Origin of the sequence: Streptomyces sp. BE20 (assembly GCF_036322525.1) — a bacterium.
Taxonomy (GTDB): domain Bacteria; phylum Actinomycetota; class Actinomycetes; order Streptomycetales; family Streptomycetaceae; genus Kitasatospora.
Window position 1 is genome coordinate 1 of the sequence record NZ_JAQYWW010000891.1, and the last position, 353, is coordinate 353.

The window sequence follows — 353 nt, forward strand, 5'->3', positions numbered from 1 at the left end:
CACTGGACGGCTTCTACGAGCGCCTGGCGGTGGCCGGGTGGGAGATCGGGCCCGCCGTCCGGTGCGGACGGGTCGCAGGGCGCGGGGGGGAGGGTTGGTGGCGCGTCGTCGCCCGGCAGGAGGACCTCACCGTGTCCGCCGGGCGGTTCGGCCTGCACCCGGCGCTGCTGGACGCGGCGCTGCAGTCCGCCAACCTGGGCGCGGCCCCGGTGGCCCGCCCGGGCGACGTCCTGCTGCCGTACGCCAGGAACCACGAGGGCCAGTTCGCGTCGGGGGCCACCCCGCAGCCGGTGCACCCCCCCCGGGTGGGCCCCGACAGCCTGTCCATCGCGCTCACCCACCCGGTCGGCCGA

General features: G+C 78.2%; 1 protein-coding gene. It reads left to right on the forward strand.

The genetic code is table 11. From position 1 onward, the window contains the following. On the forward strand, positions 1-353 hold a 353-nt coding region (locus tag PUR61_RS19175; RefSeq protein WP_329880178.1), incomplete at both ends, for a polyketide synthase dehydratase domain-containing protein.